At 67.9% G+C, this 21,838-nt stretch carries 13 protein-coding genes and 2 rRNA genes (1 of these 15 cut by a window edge); 5 read left to right on the forward strand and 10 right to left on the reverse strand.

Annotated elements, in window-relative coordinates; translation table 11 throughout:
- Together QN245_RS00685 and rrf are read left to right on the forward strand one after the other, a co-directional pair.
- Positions 1-2,369, forward strand: a 23S ribosomal RNA gene (locus QN245_RS00685); it begins 511 nt to the left of the window's first position.
- A 158-nt stretch (positions 2,370-2,527) separates the two neighbouring features.
- Positions 2,528-2,642 (forward strand): 5S ribosomal RNA (gene rrf / locus QN245_RS00690).
- Positions 2,643-3,340: 698 nt separating this feature from the next.
- Here the strand turns inward: rrf and QN245_RS00695 are convergent.
- From QN245_RS00695 to QN245_RS00735, 9 genes are all read right to left on the reverse strand, one after another.
- Positions 3,341-4,441 carry an alginate lyase family protein gene (locus QN245_RS00695; RefSeq protein WP_317844272.1) on the reverse strand — a complete coding sequence of 367 codons (1,101 nt, stop codon included), beginning with the start codon at positions 4,439-4,441 and terminating at the stop codon, positions 3,341-3,343.
- A 683-nt stretch (positions 4,442-5,124) separates the two neighbouring features.
- Complete coding sequence (locus QN245_RS00700) at positions 5,125-6,480, reverse strand: substrate-binding domain-containing protein (RefSeq protein WP_317844273.1); 1,356 nt, start codon at positions 6,478-6,480, stop codon at positions 5,125-5,127.
- Positions 6,481-6,634: 154 nt separating this feature from the next.
- Positions 6,635-7,510, reverse strand: a complete 876-nt coding sequence (locus QN245_RS00705) for a methylglyoxal synthase (RefSeq protein ID WP_317844274.1) — start codon at positions 7,508-7,510, stop codon at positions 6,635-6,637.
- Positions 7,511-7,617: 107 nt separating this feature from the next.
- Positions 7,618-8,673, reverse strand: a complete 1,056-nt coding sequence (locus tag QN245_RS00710; protein WP_317844275.1) for a glycoside hydrolase family 5 protein — start codon at positions 8,671-8,673, stop codon at positions 7,618-7,620.
- Positions 8,674-8,875: 202 nt separating this feature from the next.
- Positions 8,876-9,928: a glycoside hydrolase family 5 protein gene (locus QN245_RS00715; protein ID WP_317844276.1), complete on the reverse strand. Its 1,053-nt coding sequence runs from the start codon at positions 9,926-9,928 to the stop codon at positions 8,876-8,878.
- Positions 9,929-10,190: 262 nt separating this feature from the next.
- A complete protein-coding gene (locus QN245_RS00720) occupies positions 10,191-11,249 on the reverse strand; it encodes a glycoside hydrolase family 5 protein (RefSeq protein ID WP_317844277.1) in 1,059 nt (352 codons plus the stop codon).
- A gap of 533 nt (positions 11,250-11,782) precedes the next feature.
- Complete coding sequence (locus tag QN245_RS00725; RefSeq protein ID WP_160964752.1) at positions 11,783-13,273, reverse strand: FAD-dependent oxidoreductase; 1,491 nt, start codon at positions 13,271-13,273, stop codon at positions 11,783-11,785.
- 115 nt (positions 13,274-13,388) lie between these two features.
- Complete coding sequence (gltB, locus tag QN245_RS00730) at positions 13,389-17,843, reverse strand: glutamate synthase large subunit (protein WP_317844278.1); 4,455 nt, start codon at positions 17,841-17,843, stop codon at positions 13,389-13,391.
- A 192-nt stretch (positions 17,844-18,035) separates the two neighbouring features.
- Positions 18,036-18,431, reverse strand: a complete 396-nt coding sequence (locus tag QN245_RS00735) for an I78 family peptidase inhibitor (protein WP_160964748.1) — start codon at positions 18,429-18,431, stop codon at positions 18,036-18,038.
- Between the two features lie 290 nt (positions 18,432-18,721).
- Between QN245_RS00735 and QN245_RS00740 the strand changes: the two genes are divergently transcribed.
- Positions 18,722-19,951: a DNA topoisomerase IB gene (locus QN245_RS00740; protein ID WP_317844279.1), complete on the forward strand. Its 1,230-nt coding sequence runs from the start codon at positions 18,722-18,724 to the stop codon at positions 19,949-19,951.
- A gap of 43 nt (positions 19,952-19,994) precedes the next feature.
- Here QN245_RS00740 and QN245_RS00745 read toward each other — a convergent pair whose 3' ends face one another.
- On the reverse strand, positions 19,995-20,351 hold the full coding sequence (locus tag QN245_RS00745; protein ID WP_160964744.1) for a hypothetical protein: 357 nt from the start codon (positions 20,349-20,351) through the stop codon (positions 19,995-19,997).
- 138 nt (positions 20,352-20,489) lie between these two features.
- Here QN245_RS00745 and QN245_RS00750 point away from each other — a divergent pair, with 138 nt between their 5' ends.
- The gene (locus QN245_RS00750; protein ID WP_160964742.1) at positions 20,490-20,723 is read left to right on the forward strand and encodes a hypothetical protein; all 234 of its coding nucleotides are present in this window, start codon (positions 20,490-20,492) and stop codon (positions 20,721-20,723) included.
- Positions 20,724-20,793: 70 nt separating this feature from the next.
- A complete protein-coding gene (locus QN245_RS00755) occupies positions 20,794-21,825 on the forward strand; it encodes an SDR family oxidoreductase (RefSeq protein ID WP_317844280.1) in 1,032 nt (343 codons plus the stop codon).
- Positions 21,826-21,838: the final 13 nt, after the last annotated feature.

The following is a 21,838-nucleotide window of genomic DNA, read 5'->3' on the forward strand; positions in this document are numbered from 1 at the left end:
ACAAGCAGTAGGAGCTCGCAAGAGTGACTGCGTACCTTTTGTATAATGGGTCAGCGACTTACTGTTCGTGGCAAGCTTAACCGTATAGGGGAGGCGAAGGGAAACCGAGTCTGATAAGGGCGCATAGTCGCGGGCAGTAGACCCGAAACCGGGTGATCTAGTCATGCCCAGGGTGAAGGTCAGGTAACACTGACTGGAGGCCCGAACCCACTCCCGTTGCAAAGGTAGGGGATGAGGTGTGATTAGGAGTGAAAAGCTAATCGAACCCGGAGATAGCTGGTTCTCCTCGAAAGCTATTTAGGTAGCGCCTCATATGTATCCTCTCGGGGGTAGAGCACTGTTATGGCTAGGGGGTCATCGCGACTTACCAAACCATTGCAAACTCCGAATACCGAGACGGACTGTATGGGAGACACACGGCGGGTGCTAACGTCCGTCGTGAAAAGGGAAACAACCCAGACCCACAGCTAAGGTCCCAAATTCACTGCTAAGTGGAAAACGATGTGGAAAGGCATAGACAGCCAGGAGGTTGGCTTAGAAGCAGCCACCCTTTAAAGAAAGCGTAATAGCTCACTGGTCGAGTCGGTCTGCGCGGAAGATTTAACGGGGCTAAGCAGTGAACCGAAGCTTGGGGTGCATCGCGATAAGCGATGCGCGGTAGAGGAGCGTTCCGTAAGCCTGCGAAGGTGGATTGAGAAGTCCGCTGGAGGTATCGGAAGTGCGAATGCTGACATGAGTAACGACAATGCGGGTGAAAAACCCGCACGCCGAAAGCCCAAGGTTTCCTTGCGCAACGTTAATCGGCGCAGGGTGAGTCGGCCCCTAAGGCGAGGGCGAAAGCCGTAGTCGATGGGAAGCAGGTTAATATTCCTGCACCTCGCGTAAGTGCGATGGAGGGACGGAGAAGGTTAGGTGTACCGGGCGTTGGTTGTCCCGGGGAAAGGCGGTAGGTTTGGATCTTTGGCAAATCCGGGATCCTTTAAGACCGAGCACCGAGACGAGTCTTTTAGACGAAGTCACTGATACCACGCTTCCAGGAAAAGCTCCTAAGCTTCAGCTTACGCAGACCGTACCGTAAACCGACACAGGTGGGTAGGATGAGAATTCTCAGGCGCTTGAGAGAACTCGGGTGAAGGAACTAGGCAACATGGCACCGTAACTTCGGGAGAAGGTGCACCCTTTTTGGTGGCTCGTGCGAGCTATAGCTGAAGAGGGTCGCAGAAACCAGGCCGCTGCGACTGTTTATCAAAAACACAGCACTCTGCAAACACGAAAGTGGACGTATAGGGTGTGACGCCTGCCCGGTGCTGGAAGGTTAATTGATGGGGTCAGCCGCAAGGCGAAGCTCTTGATCGAAGCCCCAGTAAACGGCGGCCGTAACTATAACGGTCCTAAGGTAGCGAAATTCCTTGTCGGGTAAGTTCCGACCTGCACGAATGGCGTAACGACAGCGGCGCTGTCTCCACCCGAGACTCAGTGAAATTGAAATCGCTGTGAAGATGCAGCGTTCCCGTGGCAAGACGGAAAGACCCCGTGAACCTTTACTATAGCTTTACACTGAACGTTGAGTTCGTCTGTGTAGGATAGGTGGGAGGCTATGAAACTGTGGCGCTAGCTGCAGTGGAGCCATCCTTGAAATACCACCCTGTCGTGCTTGACGTTCTAACCTAGGTCCGTAATCCGGATCGGGGACCGTGTATGGTGGGTAGTTTGACTGGGGCGGTCTCCTCCTAAAGAGTAACGGAGGAGCACGAAGGTACGCTCAGCGCGGTCGGACATCGCGCACTGTGTGCAAAGGCATAAGCGTGCTTGACTGCAAGATCGACGGATCAAGCAGGTACGAAAGTAGGTCTTAGTGATCCGGTGGTTCTGTATGGAAGGGCCATCGCTCAACGGATAAAAGGTACTCCGGGGATAACAGGCTGATACCGCCCAAGAGTTCATATCGACGGCGGTGTTTGGCACCTCGATGTCGGCTCATCACATCCTGGGGCTGTAGTCGGTCCCAAGGGTATGGCTGTTCGCCATTTAAAGTGGTACGCGAGCTGGGTTCAGAACGTCGTGAGACAGTTCGGTCCCTATCTGCCATGGGCGTTGGAGATTTGAGAGGGGCTGCTCCTAGTACGAGAGGACCGGAGTGGACGAACCTCTGGTGTTCCGGTTGTCACGCCAGTGGCATTGCCGGGTAGCTATGTTCGGAAGCGATAACCGCTGAAAGCATCTAAGCGGGAAGCGCGCCTCAAGATGAGATCTCCCGGGACACAAGTCCCCTAAAGGAACCATGTAGACTACGTGGTTGATAGGTCAGGTGTGTAAGTGCAGCAATGCATTGAGCTAACTGATACTAATGATCCGTGCGGCTTGACCATATAACCTCAAGATGCTTCCTCATTAAGCATCCCTTAGCGCGACACACGTCGATCGCTCTCACTCGCTCGCTACATCACACCCTATGAGAGGCTGGCGCCCATGCCGTCCTCGGTCCAACAACCGAGTACCGTGCACGTGGCGACACTCCAACCGTCTCCCTGGTGAAATTAGCGCTGTGGAACCACCCGATCCCATCCCGAACTCGGAAGTGAAACGCAGCTGCGCCGATGGTAGTGTGGCTCAAGCCATGCGAGAGTAGGTCATCGCCAGGGGCTTTACCCCAAATCCCCGTCCCAAAAGGACGGGGATTTTTTATTGCGCGAGAAAAAAGCGATTGCGCGAAAAAAACTTCGATCCATGCGATTGCTGCGTCAGTCACGCGAACGCCGCCGCGTCGGCCGTAAACCACAGCACCAGCGGCGACCTCACGCCCTCTGCTGCGACCCTGATCCTGCGCCGATCATGCAACTGGCTTCCCTCGCTGCAACGGCATGACCGCGCCGTAGAATCGGCCCAACCGCCGGAGCCACGCAGACCTGCACCCACCGGATACCTGCGACTGCCGCCGCCATCGTGGTCGCTGCCACGGTCACGTCGTCTTCTGCACCGTGCGTTTCACGGATCGCCCTGATGGCGTTGTAAGGCAGCTGGCTCGCCTCGATGGCAAGCGCTGAACCAGTGGGATGCGCCGGCAGGGACGGATGCGGCAAGACATGCGACGGCATCCTGGGTGGCGGGTGCCGACAAGGGGCTCTGCGGCCTACCGAACAGATCGCCAGGGCCACCCGGATGCACAGCGCGACAGGCTGCCGGCTCAATTAAACAGCCTTGCTGCCCGGCACCAGGTCCCGTGCGATCAGCCGCCATTCAATCCCGTCCGAACGCCACTGCATCCGGCGGCGTCTCGCGTCCAGCCGGGCGCCCAGCGAGTCGGCGCCCGGCGCAACCGCGGCGCCACGAGGGGGCCGCGCTACCGTGCCTTGTCCGGCAACAGGCTGATCCCCAAACGCCAGGACGATGTGCCGTGGCCGAGTTGTTGGGCCAGGCGCGCGCAGGCTGGATCGTAGGCCGCCGCAAGCACCAGCAACGGTACCGCGCCCTCCGCTGCGTACGGCGCACCGATTACGTGGCCGGCTTCGCCGTTGTCCGAGCGCGCCTTGTCGAAGGGCACCTGGCTGCCGACGAACTCGGCATGGCTGCGTTCGCCGCGCAGATACGGCAGCAGCCAGTCGACGCTGCGCGCCAGCGATGCGCCGTTCGGCGCGCGCCAATGGTACAGATCCTCGCCGCGTTCGGAGAACAGCAGCGCCAGCGTCACCAGCGGGCGCAGGTCGTAGACGTGATAGGACAGCGCATCGCGCTCGACGAAATCGATGCTGCGGCCGTCGGGCAGCAGATTGTCGGCGATCTGTTGGCGAAAGCCGGTGCGGGCGTAGTCCAGCAAGCGGGTGTCGTCGAGCGCGGCGCCGATCATGCCTACGGTCTTCAGGCGGTGACTGTGCCAGTTGTTGGTGGCGGTCTTGCGCTTGAGATCGCGCGAGCCGATTTCGGCGTCGGCGATCTTTCGCATCCACGCGTCGATGGCGCGGCGTTGCGCGTCCGGCAGCGCCGGGCGGACGATGCGGTAGGCGAAGATCGCCGGTTCCAGCCCGGTCTCGTCGATCGGGTTGCCGTTGGGCACGTTGCGCGCGGCCCATTGCGCAAGTTGGTCGCCCGCGGCCAGCGCGTCTGCGCGCTCGCCCTGCAAGGCGAAGCGCAGGGCCAGTGCCTGGATGCGTGCCATATCGCCGAGGCTGGCTTCGGTCGCCGCCTTCACCGGATCGCCATGCAGGCGGCCGCCGGTGCTCAGGTTGTCGAGCGGATGCGCGCCCTGTGCGCGTGCCGTATCGGCTAGCCGGGTCTGCGTCGCCTCGACCTCGCGCCAGGTTGGGTCGGTTGCTGCTGACGCATGCAACTGTTGCCATTGTGCTGTGGTCGGCCAAAGCCGCTGTACTGCAGCGGCCGGAGTGCTGTGCGTCAGCGAGAGTCCGGCAAGCACCATGCCGAGCATGGCGTGCGATGAGCGAGGCATGGCGATCTCCAGAGCCAGGTGCGCGAGCATTGTCGGGCGACTGTAGGCGCCGTGCGGTGAATGGGGGATGGCCCGGGTGCGGGAGCACGGTGGTCAGCATGCTCGCCGGTTCGTGTATGGCGATTGGGCGTATCGGCGCCAGCGCGGCGTCATGCGCGCCAGGCTGCTTTCTCCCGATCTGAGGCGGCGTGCGCCGAATCGTTGTGGCGGCGACATGCGTGCCGTTACGCGGTGTGAGGGCACGGAGCAGCAGTGGCTTCAGTCTAGGCGTGCCTGCCCTGTCAGGCCCGCCCGAAGCCGCTCCATGACCGGATCGCCCCGATGAGGCGTGCTGATCGCCTTCTCGGCTGCCGGCTGTCGGCTGCCGAGAAGGTGACGTCATGCTGGATCACCACGTCGTTTGTGGGGCATCGCCGCATGGGCACGATGGCCATTGAATGACTGGCAAGGCGCCAAGCCTCGCATCGTCCGCCAGCGAGGGCGCTTCGCGCTCCGTACCCTCACCCCAACCCCTCTCCCGATGGGAGAGGGGCTTTCGCGTTCCGTTCTCTTCCCGGGACCGCGGCCCTTTTCGGGGAGGCCCCGAAAGGGCGGATGAGGGGGCGGGCGATGTCTCGTTCGATGTTCCGTTGCGTCGATGTGCCCGATCACCAGCATCCATTCACCCTCTGCAACGCACCGCCCTACCGGGCCCGATCCAGCAACCAGAGTTCGACGCGCTCGTTGCGTGCCTTGGCCTCCGCGTCCTCGCCGCCGACCAGCGGACGCAGCGCGCCGAGGCCGCGGACGCGTTCTACCGCGACGCCACGTTGCACCAGGTACGCGGCGACGACGTCGGCGCGGTCGTTGCTGGCGATGGTCGGGTACAGGCGGTTGGCGCTGTCGGGTGTGGCGAAGCCGATCACCGCCAGGGCGCGGCCATGCATTGCCGGCTGTTGCATGAAGGCGACCAGCCGGTCCAGGTCCTGGGCGCTGCGCGCTTCGTACATCCCATTGAGCGACTGCAGGCTGAAACGCAGCGTGGTGGTCAGGCGCCGGGCGCCGGTGCTTGCCTGGCCATAGGCAGCGTCCGCGCGGGCAGCAGCGGTCCCGGTTTGTAGCGTGGCCGGATCCACGTCGATCGCCAGGGAGATCGGGCCGAGCCGACGCACCAGCTGTTGCGCCTGGGGTCCGATCGCATACAGGGCCAGGCTGCGGCCGAGCGCCGACATCATCTGGCCGCCATACAGGCTGTAGCGCTGGACCAGCGGATAGTCCTCGCCGCGCACTGCGGCCGCGCTCGGGGCCACGGCGGCACCGCCGTCGGCGATGGCCAGCGCTCGCGTGCCGGCCGGCACCGACGTGGTCAGTCCGACGATCGCCAGTGCCTCGGGATGGCCGACGACGGCGCGTGCAGCCTCGGTCAGGTCGGCATGCACGACATCTCCCGGCGCGCGCAGCGCGGGCAGCGCCAGACGTTCGCGCAGGAAGTCGTCGAGCCCGCCGGGCGTGGCGCGACGATGCAGCGCGATCGGCAGGTCTGCGCCGCCGACTTGCGACCAACGGGGCGCGCGTCCACTCAGGATGTCGCGCAATTGCGCCACGCTCAGCGTGGCGATGGGGTTGTCGGCGGCGACCAGGACCCGCGCACCGTCCAGGGCCACGACGAACTGCTGGTCGGGCGAGGCGAGGTCGCCGAGCTGCCAGGCGGCCTCGCGCTCGCGCGCGTCGGGCTGGCGCGCCAGCATCGCCAGCTCGGCATCACCATGCACGAGGTCGGCGATGCCGGCGGCCGAGCCGGTGCCAGCGATCTCGACCACCAGCGGCGCATCGTCGCGCACCGCGGCGATCTCCAGCGTGGTCGCATCGACGCGACGACGTTGCAGTTGCCGGTAGCCCATGCTCTGCAGCCAGGATTCCACCAGCGCCGGCATCAGCCGCGCGCCGAGGCTGTTGGAGCCGTGCACGCGCAGGCGCTCGGCCGGTTGCGCAGACGCGGATGGAAGCGCGCACAGCGTGGCCGCGCCGAGCAGCAGCAGGCGCAGGGTGAAACGCAACATGGGATCCCCCCTGGGATCTGGACAGGCGCGGCAGTGTTGGCGATCGGCGTGACATCGCGGTGACTGTGCGCGCGGTCACGCACGACAACGCGGCGTCACGGCGTGACCTGTCGGCGGTCCGCGCGTGCTGCGATCGCGCGGGACCGGAGGAACGTCAGGCAGACGCGAGGCGGCGGTCGGCGGCTTGCGCCCAGCGTGCGGCGATCGCCGGCGAGGTGATGCACACGGCGCTGTCGGTGACCGTGGTCACCGCGCGCTCCAGCAACTGGATATCGGCTTCGTGCTGGCGCGCGACATGCGGATCCTCGAAGAAGATCGCGCGGTGGCAGCGCCGTTCCAGCACGCGATCGGCGATCTGCGCGTCGCCGCCCATCGGGCCGCTCTGGTAGCGGTGCACCCAGGGCTGGCCCTGCGGCCAGCCGCGGCTCCAGGCCAGTTCGTTGAGCCGCTGTCCGGTGGTGCCGGTGGCCACGCGCTCGGCGAAGCGCGACAGCAGATCGAAATGTTCGCTGGCGAAGGCCAGCATCTGCGGCTTCATCGCATCGTGCGCGATCAGCGCCAGGGTCTGCCGTTGCAGCGCGTACAGATCGTTGGCGCGGCGGTCCGGAGCCAGCGCAGCGTGGATGCGTTCCATCTCCACCCAGTCGCGGGCGCTGGCCACGGTGGAGATGAACGGCTTGCCGTGGATCACGCACTGGCGTTTGAGTGCGATCGCCTCAGGAAAGATCGAGGACGGGTCGACCGGATCGATCAGGTAGATCGCGCCGTCGAGGGTGCGCTCGGCGCCTTCCAGGCCCACGACTTCGGCCACCAGCTTCATCAGTCCGCCCTCGCGGCCGAACGGGTAGCGCTTGAGGCCGGCATAGCCGTGCAACAACCCGGCACGCACGATCGCCTCGTGGGTGCGGCCGACCGCATGCAGGCCGAGCTGCAGCTCGCGGATGCCGGCCTCGCTGGCATGCAGCCAGCGGAACAGCGCGGCATCCTTGCCCTGGTGGTGCAGTCGGTTGGCGGCCAGGCCCAGGCGCATGCGTCGATCCGTGCGGGAAAGGTGCGACAGTCTGCGCCCGATCGCGGCGCAGACTCAATCGCGATGCGATCGCCGTGCCGCCGCCGCCGATCGCGGCCCCGCTGGTGTCATTGCGTGACCTGCTGCGCACGTACCGCCAGCACGTCCATCTGCGGCTTGTCGGCGCCGCTCTTGTCCGGCTGCAGGTTGAATGCATAGTCGCTGCGCCACCAGGCGCCGCCGGCCCAGGCGGTCCAGCCCAGCCATACGTCGCCGTTGGCGTGGATGTAGTCGAGCATGGTGTCGAGTGCGGCCAGGCAGGTGGCGTCGCTGCTGCCGCCGAACTCGCCGAGGAACCCGCGATAGCCGTTGGCGCGCAACCACTGGGTGAACCCCTGCAGACGGTCCGCGCCGATGCTGCTGCCGACGCAGGCGGCGCTGGTGCCGGAGGAGTCGGGATCCAGGTACTGGTGCACTTCGAACGCCAGGTTGTCGGCGGGGTCGTGCACCGCCAGCAAGGCCTGCGCGTTGGACACGCCGTACCAGGTGCTGTTCCAACTGTGCGCGCCACTGAAGGCCGTGCCGGGCACAAGGATCAAATTGTCGGCGCCGGTGGCGCGGATCGCGTCGATCGACGCCTGTGCGATGCCGGCCCAATCGCCCGAAGCGAGGCCGTTGGGTTCGTTCATCAGCCCGAACACCACGCTGGCGTCGTTGCCGAAGACCAGCGACAGGCGCCGCCACAGATCGGCCAGCGCTGCCGCCGGGACCGCGTCGCCGCCGATGCGTACGCCGTCGTACTTGGCGTAGTTGTGCACGTCCAGGATCAGCTGCAGGTCGTAGCGCTTGGCGCGTTCGACCGCGGTGCGCAGGGCGTCGAGCTGCACGGGGTCGAGCGGGCCATTGGCCAGCGGCTGCAGCCGCTCCCACAGGAACGGCAGGCGCACGATGTTCATGCCCTGCGCGGCGGTGTACGCATAGTCGGCGTCGGTGGGATACACATAGTCCTTGAACAGCACGCCGGGCTTCTTCGCCGAATTGAACTCGGCACCGGCCAGGTTGATGCCGGCATAGCGCAGCGTCTGCTGCGCGTGGGCGAATGGCACGCAAGCGGCCATGAGCAGGCATAGCGCGGCGCGACGCCGCCATTGCGAGGAACGGGAAACGTGGTCGATGCGTGGCATGACGGATCCTTCGTGGGGAAGAGCGACAGGCGCCGCCGCGATGCGGCGTGCGCGGCCATCGCACACCGCTGCAACCGCCATGCCAGAGCGATCGTGGTCATCAGGAAAGTGCGACGCATTGCACGTCGCACGTCATGTGCCGGTGCGCGCGACGCTGTCGCGTGGGTCGTCGGATGCGTTCGTCGTTGCGCCGGCGCCGCGCTCAGCGTGTGATGCGCTGCGCCCAGGGCGCGAGGATCGTCATCTGCGGACGGTCATGGCCGTCGGCGTCGGGCTGCACGTTGAACGGATAGTCGGCGCGCCACCAGGCGCCGCCGGCCCAATAGCTCCAGCCCAGCCACAGCGTCGGATGCTGCGCGATGTCGGCGAGCATGCCGTCCAGCGCGCGGCGGCAGACGGGATTGTCGGCGGCGGCGAATTCGCCGAGAAAACCGAGATGACCGGTCTGCTGCAGCCAGCCGGTGAAGGCGCGCAGGCGTTCGGCGCCGATGCCCGCGCTCACGCAGACCGGGCTGGTGCCGCTGGAATCGGCGTCCAGGTACTGGTGCACTTCGATCGCCACGCGTTGCAGCGGGTCGCGCAGCGTGGCCAGCGCATCGGCGTTGGAGGCGCCGGCCACCGGCGTGTACCAGCTATGCGCGCCGGTCCACAGTGCGCCCGGCACCAGGATCAGGTTGCTGGCGCCGGTGCCGCGGATCGCATCGACGGCGGCCTGCGCCACGGTGGCCCACGCGGCCGGGGTGATGCCGTGCGGCTCGTTCATCAACCCGAAGACCACTGCATTGTCGCTGCCGTAGGCGCGCGCCAGACGCTGCCACAGGTCGACGAAGGCGGCGACCGGCAGACCGGTGCTGCCGATGAGGCGGCCGTCGTAGCGCGCGTAGTTGTGGATGTCCACGATCACGTACATGCCCTGCGCCTTGGCCTGCTGCACGGCGTCGTCGATCAGCGCCAGTTGCGCGGCGTCGAGCGGACCGCGCGGTTGCGGCTGCAGGCGTTCCCAGCGCACCGGCAGGCGCAGCAGGTTCATGCCCTTGCCGGCGAAATAGGTGTAGTCGCTGCTGCGCGGATAGGTGTAGTCGACACCGACGATGCCGGGGATCTTCGACGGCGCGATCTCCGCGCCGGACAGGTTGACGCCGGCGAAGCGCAGCGCCTCCTGTGCGTGCAGCGACGCCAGCGGAACGGACAGGCAAAGCAGCAATGCGGCACGCGATACGTGCCGCGAACGCCACCGCAAGGTGCGCGCGATCATGGTGGGTCTCCTTCGGCATCAGAGGGGGAACCCGGCCGAGGGAGATGCCAGGCCGGGCTGATGACTACGGTGTGCGGACACCGTAGTGCATTGCCGAGGACGAGGCGATGCCTTGCATGCGCGCATGCATGGATCTGTGCGGCTATTGGCAGCGCGAACCGGTACTGGATCGCGCTGCACCATGCGTGCAGCGCGAACGCCAGTGCGCCGTGCTGCGGTGATACGCGAAGTGTTGCCGGCATGCGGCGCCGGCAACGGCGGCTCACTTCTTGCCGGTGATCTCGCGGGCGTACTTGGACAGGATCGCCATCTGCGGCTTTTCGCTGCCGTCCTTGCCGGGCTGCACATTGAACGGATAGTCGGGCTTCCACCACGCGCCGGCCGCCCACCAGGTCCAACCCAGGATCACGTCGTCGTTCTTCTGCATGTAGCTGAGCATGTTCTCCAGCGCCTGGTTGCAGGTGGGCGTGTTGGCGGTGGCGAACTCGCCGATGAAGCCGACCTTCTTGTTTTCGCGCAGCCAGCTGACGAACCCGGCCAGCTTCTCGGCGCCAGCGGTGGCGCTGACGCACTCGCCCTTGGTGCCGCTGTTGTCGCGGTCCAGGTACTGGTGCGCTTCGAACGCCATGCGGTTGCGCGGATCCTTGAGCGGCTGCAGCGCCACTGCGTTGGATGTGCCGTAGGACGTGCTGCGCCAGCTGTGCGCGCCGGTGTAGGCGGTGCCCGGCACCAGGATCAGATTGTTGGCGCCGGCCTTGCGGATGGCGTCGATCGCCGCCTGCGCCGCGCTGGCCCAGTCGGTCGAGGACACCGCGTTGGGCTCGTTCATCAGCCCGAAGATGACGTTGTCGTCGCCCTTGAACTCTTTGGCCAAGCGCCGCCACAGATCGGCGAACACCGCGTCCGGGGCGCCCTCGCTGCCGACCAGCGCGCCGTTGTACTTGGCGTAGTTGTGCGGATCCAGGATCAGGTACAGGTGGTTGGCCTTGGCCTGCTCCACCGACTTCTTCAACAACGCCAGTTGCGCCGGGTCGAACTCGCCCTTGGCGGTGGGCTGCAGGCGCTCCCACAGGAACGGCAGGCGGATGGTGTTCATGCCCTTGCTGGCGAAGTAGCTGTAGTCGGTCGCCGTCGGGTAGGTGTAGTCCTTGTACAGCACGCCCGGTTTCTTGCCGGAGTTGAACTCGGCGCCGGACAGGTTGACGCCGGCGTACTTGAGCACGCTGCGGCCTTCGGCGGCGGCGTTGCAGGCGACGGTGGCGAGCAGCAGCGCCAGCGGCAGGGAACGCCAGCGCAGGGAACACGACGAGGAAAGCGACATGGGGGAGCTTCCTGGAGTGAGGGGGAGGCGCCGTCCGCGTCGGGGGAGTGCGGAGCGGCAGGCGCAAGCGTGCAAGGATCGCCCCCGTGATCGCCAGCCTGCATGCACCCGTGTTAGCCCGGCATTCACCTGGCGCAGACACGCCGCGCGCGGACGTTTGCTGCATCACGGCGCGTGCGTGGTGCAGCCGGCAGCGGCGCGTGACCGCCGTCGCGGCACTGCGTCCACCGTCTGCGCGCCAGTTGGGCGCAGCGAAGGTTGAGCGGTGGAGGGATGATCGCTAGGCCAGCGACGCTGCGTGCGCCGCGGCGGTGGAGGCGATCGTCGCCGCCGGCGGCAGCGACGAGGCGGTGGTGCTCGACGTGGCCGACGCCGCAGCCAGCGCGCAGGCGCTGGTGACGCTGCTGGAGGCCGACCGATCCAGGCATCACAGTATCTCGGCGACTGCATGGCACCGCGGTTGGGCGACGCGGCCTTCGGCCGCATCCCCTAGTCGAGCAAGTTTTTCCGTCGTCGTCGCTGTCGCCGTTCGCTCAGGCAGCGGCCTGGGTCGTCACCGGCAGACGGTTGCCGATCCATTCGGCGATGCTGGCCGCGGCGTCGCGGCCTTCGGCCACCGCGGTGACCACCAGATCGGCGCCGCGCACCGCGTCGCCGCCGGCGAACAGTTTCGGGTTGGTGGTCTGGTACGGCAGGCGGCCGCTGCCGTCGGGCTCGCTGCCGCCGGCGAGGATGCGACCGTTGACGGTGCCTTCCACGCCCTGCGCGGCCAGCCACTCGGGCACGCTCGGCGAGAAGCCGAAGGCGATGATGACCACGTCCGCGTCCAGCAGCGATTCGCTGCCTTCCACCGGGACCGCCGCCTGGCGTCCGCGCGCGTCCGGCTCGCCCAGACGGGTCTGCACCACACGCACGCCGACCAGGTTGCCGGCAGCGTCGGCTTCCACCGCCAGAGGCTGGCGATTGAACAGGAAGCGCACGCCTTCCTCGCGTGCATTGGCCACCTCGCGCGCCGAGCCGGGCATGTTGGCCTCGTCGCGCCGGTAGGCGCAGGTGACCTTGGCCGCGCCCAGGCGGATCGCGCTGCGCACGCAGTCCATGCCGGTATCGCCGCCGCCCAGCACGACCACGCGCTTGCCGCTGAGGTCGGGCAGCGCGATCTTGTCTTCCCAGCCGGCGATCGGCCGGCCCCAGGGATCGTTGCCGCCGACGATGCGGCTGTTCTGCACCAGGAACGGCAGCGCCGGCAGCACGCCGGGCAGATCCTGGCCGGGCAGGCCGCCATCGGTGTAGCGATAGGCGCCGGTGCCCAGGAACACCGCGTCGTACTCGCCGAGCAGCTGCTCCAGGCTCACGTCGCGGCCGATCTCCACGCCCAGCCGGAACTGCACGCCCATGCCTTCGAGCACCTCGCGGCGCTTGCCGATCACGCTCTTGTCCAGCTTGAAGCTGGGGATGCCGAACTGCAGCAATCCGCCGATCTGCTCGTAGCGGTCGTACACCACCGCCTGGATGCCGGCGCGGGCCAGACGGTCGGCGCAGCTCAGCCCGGCCGGGCCGGCGCCGATCACCGCCACGCGCTTGCCGGTGGGCTCGACCTGGCTCAGGTCCGGGCGCCAGCCGTTGTTGAGCGCGGTGTCGACGATGTACTTCTCGACCGCACCGATGGTGACCGCACCGAACTCCTCCAGCGTGCAGCTGCCTTCGCACAGGCGATCCTGCGGGCACACCCGGCCGCACACTTCCGGCAGCGGGTTGGTGCTGTGGCACAGCGCCGCGGCCTCTTCGATGCGGTTTTCCTGCACCAGTTGCAGCCACTGCGGGATGGCGTTGTGCACCGGACACTTCCAGCTGCAGTACGGGTTGCCGCAATCCAGGCAGCGCCCGGCCTGGTACTGCGCATCGGCCTTGTCGAACTTGCCGTACAGCTCGTTCCAGTCGCCGGAGGTGCGCAGTTCCACCGGAATGCGCTGCGGCATCTGCCGCGGCAGGTCGAGGAACTGGAAGGCGTGTTTGCGGCTCATAAGGCTGGGATTCGTAATTGGGGATTGGGGATTCGCGAACCCCGGGAGAGGGCGCTGGGGTGGGACGAATCCCGAATCCCCAATGCCCAATCCCGGCCGTTGCGGCGCGCCGCCATCAGGCAGCTCGGCGCAGCGATTCCGTCAGCGACTCGATGCTCGCCGCCTTCGGTTTGACCAGCCAGAACTTGCCGACGTAGTCGCGGAATTCGTCGAGGATCTGCTGCGCCCAGATGCTGCCGGTCAGCTCGCGGTGGCGGCTGATCAGTTTGTGCAGGTGCTGGCGGTGGCTCTCGAAGCCTTCGGCGGAGATGCGGTGGATGTCGATCAGTTCGTGGTTGTAGCGGTCGACGAAGTCGCGGTCCACGTCGAGCACGTAGGCCAGGCCGCCGGTGAAGCCGGCGCCGAAGTTCAGCCCGACCTTGCCCAGCACCAGCACGATGCCGTCGGTCATGTACTCGCAGCAGTGGTCGCCGGCACCCTCGATCACCGCCAGCGCGCCGGAATTGCGCACCGCGAAGCGCTCGCCGGCGCGGCCGGCGGCGTACAACTCGCCGCCGGTGGCGCCGTACAGGCAGGTGTTGCCGACGATCGCGGTGCTGCGCGCCTCGAAGCGCGCCCCGCGCGGCGGGCGCACCACCAGCCGGCCGCCGGCCATGCCCTTGCCGACGTAGTCGTTGGCCTCGCCCTCCAGTTCCAGCTGCAGGCCGCCGGCGTTGAACGCGCCGAAGCTCTGCCCGGCCGAGCCGCGGAAGCGCAGGGTCAGCGGCGCATCGGCCATGCCATGGTTGCCGTGGATGCGGGCGATGGCACCGGACAGGCGCGCACCGATCGAGCGGTCGGTGTTGTGGATCAGGAAGCGATGATCGCCGCCGGTCTTCTTGGCGATCGCGTCGGCGAGCAGGCCGTCCATCTGCGTGGCCAGGCTGTCCGGCGATTCGTACAGGCGCTGCGCGGCGCAGTGGCCGCCGTCGTGGCGCACGTCCTTGAGCAGCCGCGACAGGTCCACGCGCACGCCTTCGCGCGGCGACACGTCCAGTTGCTGCAGCAGTTCGGTGCGGCCGACGATCTCGTCCAGCGAGCGCACGCCCAGGTACGACAGCCATTGCCGCACTTCCTCGGCCAGCAGGCGGAAGAAATTCTCCACGCGCTCGGGCAGGCCGACGAAATAGTTGGCGCGCAGGCGCTCGTCCTGGGTGGCCACGCCGGTGGCGCAGTTGTTGAGGTGGCAGATGCGCAGGTACTTGCAGCCGAGCACGATCATCGGCCCGGTGCCGAAGCCGAAGCTGTCCGCGCCCAGGATCGCCGCCTTGACCACGTCCAGGCCGGTCTTCAGGCCGCCGTCGGTCTGCAGGATGGTGCGCGTGCGCAGGTCGTTGGCGACCAGCGCCTGGTGCGACTCGGCCACGCCCAGTTCCCACGGCACGCCGGCGTAGCGGATCGAGCTGACCGGGCTGGCGCCGGTGCCGCCGTCGTGGCCGGACACGGTGATCAGGTCGGCGCCGGCCTTGACCACGCCGGCGGCGATGGTGCCCACGCCGGCATGGCTGACCAGCTTCACCGACACCAGCGCGCTGGGGTTGACCTGCTTGAGGTCGTAGATCAACTGCGCGAGGTCTTCGATCGAGTAGATGTCGTGATGCGGCGGCGGCGAGATCAGGCCGATGCCCGGCTTGGCGTAGCGCAGCCGCGCGATCAGTTCGTTGACCTTGTGCCCGGGCAGCTGGCCGCCTTCGCCGGGCTTGGCGCCCTGCGCGACCTTGATCTGCAGCACTTCGGCGTTGACCAGGTATTCGGGGGTGACGCCGAAGCGGCCGGAGGCCACCTGCTTGATCTTGGACCGCTTCTCGGTGCCGTAGCGCGCCGGGTCTTCGCCGCCTTCGCCGGAATTGCTGCGCCCGCCGAGGCGGTTCATCGCGATCGCCAGCGCCTCGTGCGCCTCCGGCGACAGCGCGCCGAGGCTGATCGCGGCGGTGTCGAAGCGGCGCAGCAGGTCTTCGGCCGGCGCCACCTCGTCCAGCGGTGTCGGCGTCGCCGCGCGCTTGAGTTGCAGCAGGTCGCGCAGGGCCGAGGCCGGACGCCCGTGCACCGCGGCGGCGTAGGCGTCCCAGTCGGCCTGCAGGCCGCTGCGCGTGGCGCGCTGCAGGGTCAGCACCACGTCCGGGTTGTACATGTGGTACTCGCCGCCGTGCACGTACTTGAGCAGGCCGCCCACTTCCGGCTTGAGCAGGTCGTTCCAGGCGCGCGCGGCCAGTTGCCGCGCCTCGGTGTCCAGCCGCGCCAGGTTCACCCCGCCGATGCGCGCGGCGGTGTCTGGGAAGCACAGCGCCACCACGTCCGGATCCAGCCCGACGATCTCGAACAGTTGCGCGCCGCGGTAGCTGGCGATGGTGCAGATGCCCATCTTGGAGATGATCTTGGACAGGCCCTTGTAGATGCCCTTGCGGTACTTGCGGCCGATCTGGGTCTGCTCGCCGCCGCTCTTGAGCAGCAGGATGCCGCGCCGGCCCAGGTCGAACAGGGTCTGGTAGGCCAGGTACGGATACACCGCGGTGGCGCCGAAGCCGAGCAGGCAGGCCATGTGGTGCGGATCGCGCGCGGTGCCGGTCTCGATGATCAGGTTGACGTCGCAGCGCAGGCCGACCCGCGAGAGGTGGTGGTGCACCGCGCCGGTGGCCAGCAGCGCATGCGCCATCGGTCGTTCCGGCACCGGGTAGCGGTCGGTCAGCAGCAGCATGACCTTGCCGTCGCGCGCGGCCTGTTCGGCCTCGGCGCAGATGCGCTTGAGCCCGGCCTCCAGGCCTTCCTCGACGCTGTAGGACAGGTCGATCTGCGCGTTGCGGGTCTGGTACTGCTCCATCTTCAGCAACTGCCGCAGCTTGCGCTGGCTGAGCACCGGCGAGTTGAGGATGACGTGGTTCACCGTCTCCGGGCCGGCATGGAAGATGTTGGTCTCCTTGCCGAGCTGGGTGGTCAGCGACATCACGCAGTCTTCCCGCAACGGGTCGATCGGCGGGTTGGTGACCTGCGCGAACGCCTGGCGGAAGTAGTCGTACAGCGGCCGGGTATGGCGGCTGAGCACCGCCATCGGCGTGTCGTCGCCCATCGAGCCGGTGGCTTCCTGCTCGGTCTCGGCCAGCGGCCGCAGCACCTGCTCCACTTCCTCGGTGCTGAGCTGGAACAGCTTGTGGTAGCTGCGCAGGGTGCGCTCGTCGAACGGCTCCTCGACCAGCGAGGGATCGATCAGCTCGGTCTGCAGGTAGGTCACGCCCTGCTGCAGCCACTGCTTATACGGCGCGCGGCCGCGGTTGATGCGGTCGATGGCGTCCGAATCGAGCAGGTCGCCGCGCTTGAGGTCGATGGCCATCATCTCGCCGGGGCCGAGCTTGCCCTTGCGGGTGACGCGCTCGGCCGGCAGTTCCCACACGCCGGCTTCGGAGGCGACCAGGAAATGCCGGTCGGAGGTCAGCATCCAGCGGGCGGGGCGCAGGCCGTTGCGGTCGAGCATGCAGGCGGCGTAGCGGCCGTCGCAGGCGACGATGCCGGCCGGGCCGTCCCACGGCTCGGTGTTGAGCCCGTAGAACTCGTAGAACGCGGCCAGGTCGGCGTCCTTGAACTCCAGCGACTGGGTGGCCGGCGGCACCAGGATGCGCAGCGCCTGCAGCAGGTCCATGCCGCCGGCGACCAGCAGCTCGAGCATGTTGTCCAGGCTCTGCGAATCGGAGCCGTGCATCGAGATCACCGGGTCGAACTCGGCGATGTCGAAGCGTGGGGTCTGCCACACCTTGCTGCGCGCCTGCGCCCAGTGCCGGTTGCCCTCGATGGTGTTGATCTCGCCGTTGTGCGCGAGCAGGCGGAACGGGTGCGCCAGCGGCCAGCGCGGCAGCGTGTTGGTGGAGAAGCGCTGGTGGAACACGATGGCGCTGGAAGCCAGGTCGTTGCGCTGCAGGTCCGGGTAGAAGGTGCTGAGCTTGTCCGGCAGCACCATGCCCTTGTAGCTGATGCCGTTGGGCGAGAGCGTGGTCACGTAGAAATCGGCGACCTCGCGCAGGCGCTGCTCGGCGCGGCGGCGCGCCAGGAACAGGGCCAGGGCGAAGGCGTCCTCGCCCTGCTCGGCGCCGGCGTCGACGAACACCTGCTCGATGCGCGGCAAGGTGTCCTTGGCCAGTTGCCCGCACACCGCATCGTCGGTGGGGGTGAGGCGCCAGCCGCAGGGCTGCGCGCCGGCACGCCGCAGTTCCTCCTCCAGCACCTGGCGGCAGCGCGCGGCATCGGCATCGTCGCGCGGCAGGAACACGTTGCCGGCGGCGAAGCGCGCGCCGACGCTCAAACCGGCCTCGCGCGCCAGCGCGCGCAGGAACGGCTCGGGTTTGCGGATCAGCAGGCCGCAGCCGTCGCCGGTGAGGCCGTCGGCGGCGACGCCGCCGCGGTGGGTCATGCGCGACAGCGCGGCGATGGCGGTGTCCACCAGCGCCCGCGAAGGTTGGTCGTCGAGCTGCGCGACCATGCCGAAACCACAGGCATCGCGCTCGTCTTGGGGGTCGTAGAGCCCGTGGCGGTTGCGGGGGGCCATGTCTGCCTCTGAAAGCGATCCGAAGGAACGCGGCGACACTCGCCCCCGCTCTGTCCTGGAGCGCTTCTTGAGGTCACCGGAATCCCGACTAAAACATAGTTGGTGCGGTGCCGCAATACACCGTTACACCTGCAACTTCAGTGCTGGCGGCGACGCTGCCACCGTTGCCGCACCGGGGTCCTGGCCGAGCGCTCAGCCGCAGCGCACGCCGGTGATCTGGTTCTTGTCGTCGACCTCGATGTTGAGCCGTTCGCCGTTGAACTCCATGGTCACCGCCTGGTTCGGCTTGAGCACGCGCGCCATCTTGGCGCCGGTGTCGCTGCGCGCCTGATCCAGCAGGTCCGGTGCGAAGGTCTGGCCGACCAGGCCCTGCGCCTGCGAGGCATCGCAGGTCCCCACCGGCGGTGCGTCCGGGGCACTGGCCGGGTCCGGCGCGGCGGCCTGCTGCGCGGCGGCCTGGGCCTTGGCGGTCACCTGTTCCTGCTCGTCCGGCGGCGGCGCGCCGCAGGCGGCCAAGGCCAGCGCCAGGCAGGCCGTGCCGAGCAGGCCGACACGCGTGGACGCACGGGAGGAAAGGGGTGTGCTCATCGGGGCTCCTATGGATGGAGGGAAGATGGGGTGAAGCATAGAACGTGCGCCGCGCTTTGAGACCGGCCGGGGCCATCGGCGGCGAACGGCACCGCCGACACGCCGACGGCCGTTGCGGTGTCTGCCGGCGCGACGCACGTTCCAACCCAGGCAGCATCGGACACGCCGCGTTCGCCACACGTTAAGCGGCACGACCCTGCCGACATCACGCGCCGTAGCCGCTGCGCTGCCGACAATCCGGGCTCGTGGAACCGGCGGCGCGGACCGCGGTTCCGGCTTACGGAGGTCCGATGTCCAACGCGTCCCGTTCCACCGCCGCCGCCGAGGCGGCGCGTGCCCGCCAGTCCCGCCAGGCCGCCAGCAGCGCGGGCCTGGTCTACGTCAGCGATCAGGAGCCGGGCATCGCCCGTCGCCGTGCCGGCAAGGGCTTCGGCTACCGCATGCCCGACGGCAGCGCGGTGCGCGACGCGGCCACCCTGCAGCGCATCCGCCAGCTGGCGATCCCGCCGGCCTATACCGAGGTGTGGATTTGCGCGCGCGACAACGGTCATCTGCAGGCCACCGGCCGCGACGCGCGTCGGCGCAAGCAATACCGCTACCACGCCGACTGGGCGCAGGTGCGGGGCGATGGCAAGTTCGAGCGCATCGTCGCCTTCGGCCAGGCGCTGCCGCGGCTGCGCCGGCGCCTGCGTCGCGACATGGCCCTGCCCGGCTACCCGCGCGACAAGGTACTGGCGATGGTGGTGGCGCTGATGGCCGAGACCCTGGTGCGCGTGGGCAATGCCGAATACGCGCGCAGCAACCGCTCCTATGGCCTGACCACATTGCGCAACCGCCACCTGGCCTTCGTCAAGGGCGGCCGCGCGCGGCTGCAGTTCCGCGGCAAGGGCGGCCAGGAGCACGACATCGAGGTCGACGACGCGCATCTGGTCAAGCTGATCCGCGGCTGCCAGCAGCTGCCCGGGCAGGCGCTGTTCCAGTACCGCGACGACGACGGCCAGCTGCAGCCGGTGGATTCGGGCGAGGTCAACGACTACCTGCGCGAGGCGATGGGCGAGAGCTTCACCGCCAAGGACTTCCGCACCTGGGGCGGTACCCGCGCCGCGCTGCAGCGGCTGGCGGCGTTGCCGCTGCCCGACACGGGCGGCGAACGCGCGCTGGCGCAGGCGCAGAACGCGGTGATCCGCGAGGTGGCCGAGGCGCTGGGCAATACCCCGGCGGTGTGCCGCAAGGCCTACATCGACCCGTGCGTGTTCGACGGCTGGCGCTGCGGGCGCCTGCACGGCCTGTGCGAGGGCGTGCGCGGTGAGCGCCAGTGGGATCTGATCACGCTGAAGTACCTGGGGCGGGCGCGCACCGCGGCGCGCAAGGCGGCCAAGGCCGCCGGGCGCACCTCGGCCAAGGCGCCGTCGCTGCCCAAGGCCACGCGTGCCACGCGCAAGGGCGCGGCGGCGATCCCGCAGGGCGGCGGCACCCGCGCCAAGCGCAAGACCGCGCCCGCGGCACGCAAGCGCGCCTGAGCACCGCGCCGCCGCGCGCGGCGGGCGGGCCCGGCGGCGCAGATCAGCCGCAATACACGGTGGTGATGTTGTTGGTCGGGCCGATCTCGATGGTGAGGCGGTCGCCGCCGGTTTCGCGGGCGCCACGATTGGCGCTGTCCACGCCGCTGGAGGTGGCGCCGTTGTCGCTGACGCTGCTCCTGACCACCTGCACCTTGAGGCTGTCGCTGTCGACGCGGGCGCGTTCGACGGTCATGCGCGAGGCGGCCAGGCCGACCGCGCCGCGGACCTTGTCGATATGGCATTGGCCGGAGATGACGCCGTCGATCGGCTGCACCTGCGCCACCTGGGTGGTACTGCAGGCGCCGAGCAACAGCACGGCGGCGAACGGGGCGAGGCGGGCGAGTGGGTGGCGGATCATGGGGCGTCTCCTTCGATCGATGGCGCGAGCCTGTCGCGGCGCATGTTTGCGCCGCATGAAGAGATCGCGCCGGGGTTTCACCGGTCGTGGCCGCCGGCGGGGCCAGACTCGGGATTCCCCCAGCAACCGGAGCCGATCATGGCCACCTGCGATGTCTGCGGAAACGACGACGACCAGGCCTTCACCCTGACCCAGGGCACGCGCAGCGGCACCTTCGATTCGTTCGAGTGCGCGATCCACGCCTTCGCCCCGCACTGCAGCCACTGCGATTGCCGCATCGTCGGCCACGGCGTGCAGGCCGGCGAGCGCATGTTCTGCTGCGCGCATTGTGCCCAGCACGCCGGCGTGAGCGGTCTCGCCGACCGCGCCTGACCGGGCCCCTTCCTTCCTCTCGAGGAGGTCAGCGCGTCTGTGTCCTCCTCCCGCATCCGGAGTATTGCCGATGGCCTCCCGCAAGCGTCCTGCCGCCACCCCGTCCGCCCCGTCCAAGCGCAGCAGCGCCTCCTCGTCCAGCGCCAAGACTGCGCAGCAGCAACGTGCGCTGCAGCGCGCAGTCGATGCCGGCGATGCCAAGCCCAAGCCCAAGCGCGCCAAGCCGGGCGACGCCGGCCAGGCCGGGCCGCGCAAGCAGCCGCAGCGCATGCCCAAGCAGCACCTGGCCAAGCCCGGAAACGAGTACGAACTGGCGCTGCAGCCGCGTTTCGAGGCGCCTGAGTACGTGGGCAGCGGCAAGCTGCGCGGCATGAGCGCGATCGTGACCGGCGCCGACTCGGGCATCGGCCGCGCGGTGGCGGTGTTGTTCGCGCGCGAGGGTGCGGATGTGGCGGTGCTGTACCTGGACGAACACGAGGATGCGCAGGTCACCCGCCAGCACGTCGAGAACGAAGGCCGCCGCTGCATCACCATCGCCGGCGACGTGAAGGATCCGGCGTTCTGCGAGGATGCGGTGGCGCAGACCGTGCGCGCCTTCGGCGGGCTCGACGTACTGGTCAACAACGCCGCCTTCCAGTTGCATTGCGATGCGCTGGAGGACCTGAGCGAAGAGCACCTGCAGGAAACCTTGCAGACCAACATCGCCGGCTATTTCCACATGGCGCGCGCGGCGTTGCCGCATCTCAAGCGCGGCGCGGCGATCGTCAACAGCGGCTCGGAGACCGGGCTGTTCGGCAGCAAGTCGCTGCTGGACTATTCGGCGACCAAGGGCGCAATCCATGCCTTCACCATGGCCCTGGCCAGCCAGTTGCAGCCGCGCGGCATCCGCGTCAACGCGGTCGCGCCGGGGCCGGTGTGGACGCCGCTCAACCCTGCCGACAAGTCTGCGGAGGACGTGGCCGAGTTCGGCAAACAGAACCCGATGGGACGCCCGGCGCAGCCGGAGGAGTTGTCGCCGGCGTATGTGTTCCTCGCCTCGCCGATCACCGCCAGCTACATCAATGGCGCGATCCTGCCGGTGATGGGTGGGCCGACGGGGTGAGGTGCTGTCGGTG

The organism is Xanthomonas rydalmerensis (genome assembly GCF_033170385.1).
Classification (GTDB): Bacteria; Pseudomonadota; Gammaproteobacteria; order Xanthomonadales; family Xanthomonadaceae; genus Xanthomonas_A; species Xanthomonas_A rydalmerensis.

What these genes read in the sequence shown, in the direction of transcription:
- QN245_RS00695 (WP_317844272.1), bottom strand. Translation starts at nt 4,441, where the DNA reads ATGCCTCGCTCATCGCACGCCATGCTCGGCATGGTGCTTGCCGGACTC.
- QN245_RS00700 (WP_317844273.1), bottom strand. Translation starts at nt 6,480, where the DNA reads ATGTTGCGTTTCACCCTGCGCCTGCTGCTGCTCGGCGCGGCCACGCTG.
- QN245_RS00705 (WP_317844274.1), bottom strand. Translation starts at nt 7,510, where the DNA reads ATGCGCCTGGGCCTGGCCGCCAACCGACTGCACCACCAGGGCAAGGAT.
- QN245_RS00710 (WP_317844275.1), bottom strand. Translation starts at nt 8,673, where the DNA reads ATGCCACGCATCGACCACGTTTCCCGTTCCTCGCAATGGCGGCGTCGC.
- QN245_RS00715 (WP_317844276.1), bottom strand. Translation starts at nt 9,928, where the DNA reads ATGATCGCGCGCACCTTGCGGTGGCGTTCGCGGCACGTATCGCGTGCC.
- QN245_RS00720 (WP_317844277.1), bottom strand. Translation starts at nt 11,249, where the DNA reads ATGTCGCTTTCCTCGTCGTGTTCCCTGCGCTGGCGTTCCCTGCCGCTG.
- QN245_RS00725 (WP_160964752.1), bottom strand. Translation starts at nt 13,273, where the DNA reads ATGAGCCGCAAACACGCCTTCCAGTTCCTCGACCTGCCGCGGCAGATG.
- gltB (WP_317844278.1), bottom strand. Translation starts at nt 17,843, where the DNA reads ATGGCCCCCCGCAACCGCCACGGGCTCTACGACCCCCAAGACGAGCGC.
- QN245_RS00735 (WP_160964748.1), bottom strand. Translation starts at nt 18,431, where the DNA reads ATGAGCACACCCCTTTCCTCCCGTGCGTCCACGCGTGTCGGCCTGCTC.
- QN245_RS00740 (WP_317844279.1), top strand. Translation starts at nt 18,722, where the DNA reads ATGTCCAACGCGTCCCGTTCCACCGCCGCCGCCGAGGCGGCGCGTGCC.
- QN245_RS00745 (WP_160964744.1), bottom strand. Translation starts at nt 20,351, where the DNA reads ATGATCCGCCACCCACTCGCCCGCCTCGCCCCGTTCGCCGCCGTGCTG.
- QN245_RS00750 (WP_160964742.1), top strand. Translation starts at nt 20,490, where the DNA reads ATGGCCACCTGCGATGTCTGCGGAAACGACGACGACCAGGCCTTCACC.
- QN245_RS00755 (WP_317844280.1), top strand. Translation starts at nt 20,794, where the DNA reads ATGGCCTCCCGCAAGCGTCCTGCCGCCACCCCGTCCGCCCCGTCCAAG.